The organism is Xenorhabdus entomophaga (assembly GCF_037996725.1).
In the GTDB taxonomy this organism is placed as follows: domain Bacteria; phylum Pseudomonadota; class Gammaproteobacteria; order Enterobacterales; family Enterobacteriaceae; genus Xenorhabdus; species Xenorhabdus khoisanae.
On the sequence record NZ_JBBMXH010000490.1, the window covers coordinates 1 to 223 of the forward strand.

Consider the following 223-nt stretch of genomic DNA (forward strand, 5'->3'; position numbering starts at 1 on the left):
ATTAAGCTTATGGCTGGATATGCACATCGATGAGGTCTATTGGCACACGGCAGAGGGCGAAAAAAGGCTCAGGCACAGTGATTTTCTCGGCTGGTCTGAGAATCTTCATCACCCCCTGTTACCCACCGGTGACCTGCCTGTTGCCCGGTTGCAACAAATGACGGAGTATTATTGCCTGCCGCATGTATTCAGTTTCATGACATTAGATATCAATGAGTCACGC

General features: G+C 48.9%; 1 pseudogene. It reads left to right on the forward strand.

Going from position 1 to position 223, the window contains the following annotated elements:
• Window positions 1-223, forward strand: a pseudogene (locus tag AAC854_RS24865) (type VI secretion system baseplate subunit TssF); the annotation flags it as partial.